The 6,557-nt window shown below is 40.9% G+C and carries 6 protein-coding genes and 1 pseudogene; 1 reads left to right on the forward strand and 6 read right to left on the reverse strand.

Annotation, left to right across the window (positions count from 1 at the left end; genetic code table 11):
* Nucleotides 1-269, forward strand: a pseudogene (locus tag Aru01_RS18400) (DUF721 domain-containing protein); the annotation flags it as partial.
* 98 nt (nt 270-367) lie between these two features.
* On the opposite strand, the gene lpxC reads toward Aru01_RS18400, so the two are convergent.
* From lpxC to Aru01_RS17645, 6 genes are all read right to left on the reverse strand, one after another.
* Complete coding sequence (gene lpxC, locus Aru01_RS17620) at nt 368-1,270, reverse strand: UDP-3-O-acyl-N-acetylglucosamine deacetylase (RefSeq protein ID WP_040331001.1); 903 nt, start codon at nt 1,268-1,270, stop codon at nt 368-370.
* A gap of 125 nt (nt 1,271-1,395) precedes the next feature.
* Nucleotides 1,396-2,577 carry a cell division protein FtsZ gene (ftsZ, locus tag Aru01_RS17625; RefSeq protein ID WP_016654641.1) on the reverse strand — a complete coding sequence of 394 codons (1,182 nt, stop codon included), beginning with the start codon at nt 2,575-2,577 and terminating at the stop codon, nt 1,396-1,398.
* A gap of 164 nt (nt 2,578-2,741) precedes the next feature.
* Nucleotides 2,742-4,004, reverse strand: coding sequence for a cell division protein FtsA (ftsA, locus tag Aru01_RS17630; RefSeq protein ID WP_016654640.1), 1,263 nt, complete (start codon nt 4,002-4,004; stop codon nt 2,742-2,744).
* 69 nt (nt 4,005-4,073) lie between these two features.
* Nucleotides 4,074-4,925 carry a cell division protein FtsQ/DivIB gene (locus tag Aru01_RS17635; RefSeq protein ID WP_016654639.1) on the reverse strand — a complete coding sequence of 284 codons (852 nt, stop codon included), beginning with the start codon at nt 4,923-4,925 and terminating at the stop codon, nt 4,074-4,076.
* 6 nt (nt 4,926-4,931) lie between these two features.
* Nucleotides 4,932-5,855: a D-alanine--D-alanine ligase gene (locus Aru01_RS17640; RefSeq protein ID WP_016654638.1), complete on the reverse strand. Its 924-nt coding sequence runs from the start codon at nt 5,853-5,855 to the stop codon at nt 4,932-4,934.
* Nucleotides 5,856-5,945: 90 nt separating this feature from the next.
* A partial coding sequence (locus tag Aru01_RS17645) for a glutamate ligase domain-containing protein (protein ID WP_042111713.1) occupies nt 5,946-6,557 on the reverse strand: 612 nt, incomplete at its 5' end.

Below are 6,557 nucleotides of genomic sequence, written 5' to 3' on the forward strand. Positions count from 1 at the left end.
CCATCACCGGTGAAAATCAAGCAATGATCAGTCAACTCGGTTATCTTCAAAAGCAGTATATTTCTCAATTATCTCAAATCGAGGGGTTGAATGACTTAAACAAGATTCAAGTTAGATTGAGACTAAAACAAACATCTCAACAACAAACTTTAAAAATTGAGAAGCAAATCACACCCGAAGCTCGCAACATGCTTGAACATGCGGCAAGCTTTGTTCAGGACCCTAAGCTTAGTCAAGCTCTACTACGTTTGGCAAGCAATAAAATGTAATCATTACATTGCGATAGTTCAAATTGCCACAAAATGTGAAGACGATTCACAACTTAGGAATTGTTATAATATAACACAAACTTCGGTAAAATAAGGCTTCAAACTACTTTTACATATTGAATTGGGCAAGATTTGCTATCATCAAATGTTACAATTTCATAGCTACTTGGATCACTTTGCACATTGCGTAATAATTGGTTATTTAGTGCATGACCAGATTTATAACCATCGAACTTGGCGATAATTTGATGCCCAAGCAGATATAAATCACCGACAGCATCTAAAATTTTGTGTCGCACAAACTCATCAGCGAAGCGTAGACCCTCTTCATTTACAACACCTGTATCATCGACACCAATCGCATTGTCTAAACTCGCTCCTAAAGCCAAATTATGTGACTTGAGATAGTCCAAATCCTTCATAAAGCCAAAAGTACGTGCTCCACTCACTTCGTATACGAAAGTTTCTGTAGAAAAGTCGATGGTTGCTGACTGATATTCTTTAGCAAACGCAGGATGATCAAAATCAATGGTAAAGTTGATTTGAAACCCCTCATGAGGGGAGAAAATTGCTCGTTTGTCATCAATGAGTGCGGTAACGGGCTTTAGAATTCGAATAAATTTCTTCGGTGCATCTTGTTCAACTAAACCGCCTTTACTTAATAAATAAATAAACGGCCCAGCACTACCATCCATAATCGGGACTTCTGAGGCAGAAACTTCGACAATAATATTGTCAATACCTAGACCAGCAATCGCACTGGTAACATGTTCAATCGTGCCTACCTTAAAATCGCCTATGACTAAGTTTGAACACATGAAAGCTTCTTGAACAAGAAGTGCGTCTGCAGGAATTTCTACAGGCGGATCTAAATCAATTCGGCGGAAAACAATACCCCCATCCACCACATGTGGCAAAAAATTAATAATGACTTTTTGCCCACTATGTAATCCAATGCCACTGGCTTTCACGGCACGTTTTAGGGTACGTTGTTTCAACATGCTTTTATGGTCTTCATCCTCAAATCCACTATACGTTAGCATATTTAGCCATTGATAAAAAACAAAAATGGCAGTGATTCTCACTGCCATTTATCTAAATAAAATAGTATAACTATATATTTCAATTATTTACGCTGTTGATTCTTCAAATAGTCTTGGATGCTCATCGGCGTAGAACGTGGTGAAGCACTCGGTGCAGATGCTGGAATTTCTGCATTTTGTCGACGACTGATTGCAGGAATATCCTCATCTTCAACATTTTGAGCTGATTGCTGTACATGTGTAGTGGTTGCAGATGCTGATTTACGACGCGCATCTGCGGCATCATTTGCATTACGTGTTAAACCTGTTGCAATAACAGTCACACGAATTTCGTCACGCGCATCAGGATCAAATACTGTACCGAAGAATACTTCACCATCATCCAAATCAACAATTTGGTTAACAACATCAGTAATAACTTCTGTTTCACGTAAAGTAACGTCAGCACCACCAGTAATATTAATCAACACACCTTTTGCGTTAATAATATTGACGTTATCAAGCAATGGACTACGAATAGCCAAACGTGCAGCTTCTTCAGCACGATCTGGACCACTACTTTTACCCTCGCCCATCATGGCATAACCACGAGTACTCATCGCAGTTTTTAAATCGGCAAAGTCAAGGTTAATATGACCAGGACGTACAACCAAATCAAAGATACTACGTACAGCATTCAGTAATACATCATCTGCTTTACGATAAGCATCTTGCATTGAAATATCACCATAAACGCTAAGCAAACGTTGATTTGGGATAATAATCAATGAATCTACATGCGTTTCTAAAGCTTCAATGCCTTTCTCAGCTGAACGTAAACGACGACGACCTTCAAAATTAAAAGGTGTAGTCACAACACCTACTGTTAAGATGCCCATTTCTTTAGCGATTTCAGCAACAACTGGTGCAGCACCTGTACCCGTACCACCACCCATACCAGCGGTTACGAAAACCATATCAGCACCTTCAAGGTGTTGACGAATCACTTCACGGCTTTCTTCTGCGGCAATTTGGCCCACATCTGGATTGGCACCAGCGCCTAATCCACGGGTACTTTGTTCACCAAGCTGAATCTTGAAAGGTGCATTCATACGATCAAGTGCTTGTTTATCTGTATTTGCGCAAACGAATTTAACGCCTTGAATATCAGATTGCACCATGTGTTGTACGGCATTACCACCGCCACCACCTACACCAAATACAGTAAAACGGGCTTGACCGTTACCATCACTTCGTTCATCTTCCAAAAATTCAAATGAGGCCATGACCTTTAGCTTTCCTAATTAATTTCGGCAGTCACTTAAGCCCGTATACTGCCTTGATCTTCATAAACATAAATTATTTTTAGGATGCTTCGCAATGCCAAGCTTGTCAAGTATCCACTAGGATAGTTACAACTCACCGACAATCTTCCCAAAAAAAACTATACCTAAAAAATGCCTTTCAATTTGTTATTCATTGTATTCCAGCCATTGGCTAAACGCTGTAAAAACGATCTTTTACTCACCCCTTCAGGCTCTTCAATCGTTTCTTGCATTTCACTTTGGCTAAAAAGTAATAAGCCAGCAGCTGTCACATACATTGAGCGTCTTAGTGAAGGTAAATATTGGTCATCCGCTACAACTTGTAAAGGTGGATTACCCAAATGAGCAGATACACCTAAGCTACGTCGTACAAATGCCACCATTCCTTCAATTTGACAGGCATCTCCAGTTAACACCACACCATGGTACAGGCTTTGTAAAGCACCATGCGCCTCTAACTTTTCATGAACTAAGCCCATGATTTCCATATAGCGTGCCAAGATAATCTCAGATAACTCGATACGACTAATACTTTGTGGACCGTCAATGGCTTCAAACTGAATCATATGATCTGGTTTGACTTGATTTAAATCAACACAACCATACAAAAGTTTGATCCGTTCGGCTTCCTCGGTTGTTGTTTGCAATACTGAAGCAATATCACGTGTTACATTTTCCCCACCCAGTTGAATGGTGTGTGCCATCGCTAAATGACCTTCAATATAAACTGCGATACTGGTTGTTCCTGCACCAATATCCAGCAAACAAACCCCGTATTCTTTTTCATCTTTCAGTAGGCTGCTTTCAACTGTAGCCAATGAAGACAACACCATCTTTTCTACTGAAATATTGGCGCCTTTCATTGCACGGTCTAAGTTCTGCATCGTACTGATAGGGAGCATCATTAATTGATAATGCGCAGTCATACTATGAGCAGACAAGTTAATCGGGTTTTGCACCCACTCTTCTGCATCATCAAGTTCAAACCCCAATGGCACAGCACTGGCCAAATAATAATCAGCAGTCATATGACTTGCTTTGGCTAATTCAAGTGCTCGCACCATTTCGGTGGTTGTAATAATACGATCAGGATTGGCAATTGGAGTTCGGCCTACGGCATAAAAACTTTGCATTTCAGTATTTGGAATAGAAACCCAAGCTGAATGCACACGACACTCTGCCATATCCTCTGCTTCTTGCACGGCATTTTTGATTGCGGTAATGACTTTATCAAGGCTAACAATTTTACCTTTGCTCATCCCTCGATTACGCGCACTCGCCATACCAATCACCTGAATATTATCAGGAGAATGCACTTTACCGATCAAGACTGAAACCTTATGTGTCCCAATGTCGATCGCAACAACTGATGGAACGGTTTCATTCATTATTCATTACCATGTTTTTCATTGTTTAAATTTCAATAGGTTAAATTTTATTTGCCTATACAACCCATATCACCGTTTATTTGCCGGTGCTACTGCACTGGCCTGAACTGTAGAATACACAAACTGTCCATTCACAATCTTCGGTGGTGTCGCGTTTTTCCACTGAATAGCCAAACCATTTCTATAACGCAAATCAATTGCAGCAACTTGAGACCACACGGGTTTCAAATCAGATTGAGCCAACTGATTTAAACGCTGTAACTTACTCATGGTTTGATCTTGATCAACAATGACTCGCAAACCAGAGTCAAACTGCATAAACCAAGTCATACGATCTGTTAAATACAAATCTTTCAATCGCAATTGTGCAGGTTGAAAAAGTTGATTAATCTCATTATAACGTCGCATCATCACTTTGGATTGACCCAATGGCCCGTGCAACATTGGCAATTTAGAATTATCCTTAACAGTTGCTTCTGTAAAGATAACACCCGCATCACTGAGTAAACGCCCAGTACCCCAACGCGCAATTGCATGTCTAGGAACAACACGTACACTGATACTATTTGGCCAAGTGCGTGAAACCACAACACGGTCTACCCAAGGAATTTCTAAAGCACTATCACGAATTTGTTCCAAATCCGAAGTAAAATAATTATTTTGTACTATCGGCTTTAAATGCTGCGTAATCTGCTGCTTTTCTAGATCAGAAGATATACCAACAACATTTAAAGTCGCAACTCTAGCATCAGTAATAACTTTATATAGACCAAATATTCCCGCCAACAATACTACAACAGCAATCACCAGTAATACCCAGCCCCCCATATTCACGAGTTTATCTTTTCGTGTTGGTGGCTTCTCATGTATAGAGGTAATTGCTGCGCGCTTAGGGCGCATAGAAGCAGGTAGCTGCGCCATAATGTATTAGTTATCCGTCAAAGTTTGCTCAAGGATGGCCAGACAAAGTGTGTCAAATGTATAACCCACTGCGCCTGCTGCCTTTGGCACCAACGAATGACTGGTCATTCCTGGTACTGTATTCACTTCAAGTAACCAGAAGTTGCCATCTTGGTCCTGCATCGCATCAATACGTCCCCAACCACTGGCACCTACTGCCTGAAAAGCAGTTAAAGATAAAGCTTGTAACTGCTGCTCTTCTGCTTCACTTAATCCACATGGAATACCATATTCAACATCGTTACGCAGATACTTAGCATCATAGTCATAAAAAGCGACATCAGCAGGGGGCTGTAAGCGAATCACCGGCAGCGCCTGACCATTGAGCATAGCAATGGTAAATTCACGACCAGTAATCCATTTTTCCGCCATGACTAATGCATCATGTTGGCTTGCTTTAGCAACTGCTTGAGCAAGATCTTCAGCTTTTTCAACCTTAGTCATACCAACGCTAGAGCCTTCATGCACAGGTTTAATGATTAAAGGTAGACCTAAGCTTTGTACCACTTCATCTAAATCGGTTTGTTCTGAAATAATACGATACGGGGCAGTAGGTAGGTCACAGCCTTGCCAAATCTGCTTCGTTTTAACCTTATCCATGCCAATCGCTGAACCTTGCACACGAGTACCGGTGTAAGGCAAGTTCAACCACTCTAGAGCACCTTGAATTTGACCATCTTCACCACCACGACCATGTAGAACAATAAAGGCACGATCATAATTTACAAGTTCAGTCACACTACGCTCAAGTGGATCAAAAGCCTCAGCATTTACTCCAGAACGGATCAATGCTTCTAAGACTGCTTTACCACTATCTAATGACACCTCACGCTCGGCAGATTTACCACCAAGCAACACCGCAACTTTGCCGAATTTAGAAGCATTTGACACGTTTATATCCTTAAACTTTTTTTGCATAAATGATGGTGAAATATTTGCTCACAATTGATAGCACCAGCATTTCACCAGTAAAAAATTTCATTATTTGGTAAATAATTCACTTTGCGCTAATTCTAACGAAATTGCACCTACGTTACCCGCACCTTGTGTTAATAATAAATCATTAGGTTGTAACACTTTTTGTATCACATTCTGCAAATTACCCTCAACTGGGTCAATAATTATTGGCTCAACCTCACCACGTAAACGAATACTTCGAGCAAGGGTACGACTATCAGCGCCCACAATTGGTTTTTCACCAGCAGGATAGACCTCTAACAATAGCAACTGATCTACTTGCGATAACACATCAACAAAATCATCAAAACAATCACGAGTACGTGAATAACGGTGGGGCTGGAACATCATCACCAAGCGACGATCAGGATGGCTTTGACGTGCAGCCTTAATTGTTGCTTCAACTTCTTTAGGGTGATGGCCATAATCGTCCACTAACTTCACCATGCCATCAGCAATAGCGTATTCACCTTGTACTTGGAAACGACGACCCACACCGCTAAAGCCTTCGAGAGCACGACAAATTGCCGCATCTGAAACACCCTCATCAGTTGCAATACCGATTGCCGCCAATGCATTAAGTACATTGTGTAAACCAGGTTGGTTGACTGTAACACGTAGAGGTTCACGACCTTT

This window comes from Acinetobacter rudis, assembly GCF_000829675.1.
In the GTDB taxonomy this organism is placed as follows: domain Bacteria; phylum Pseudomonadota; class Gammaproteobacteria; order Pseudomonadales; family Moraxellaceae; genus Acinetobacter; species Acinetobacter rudis.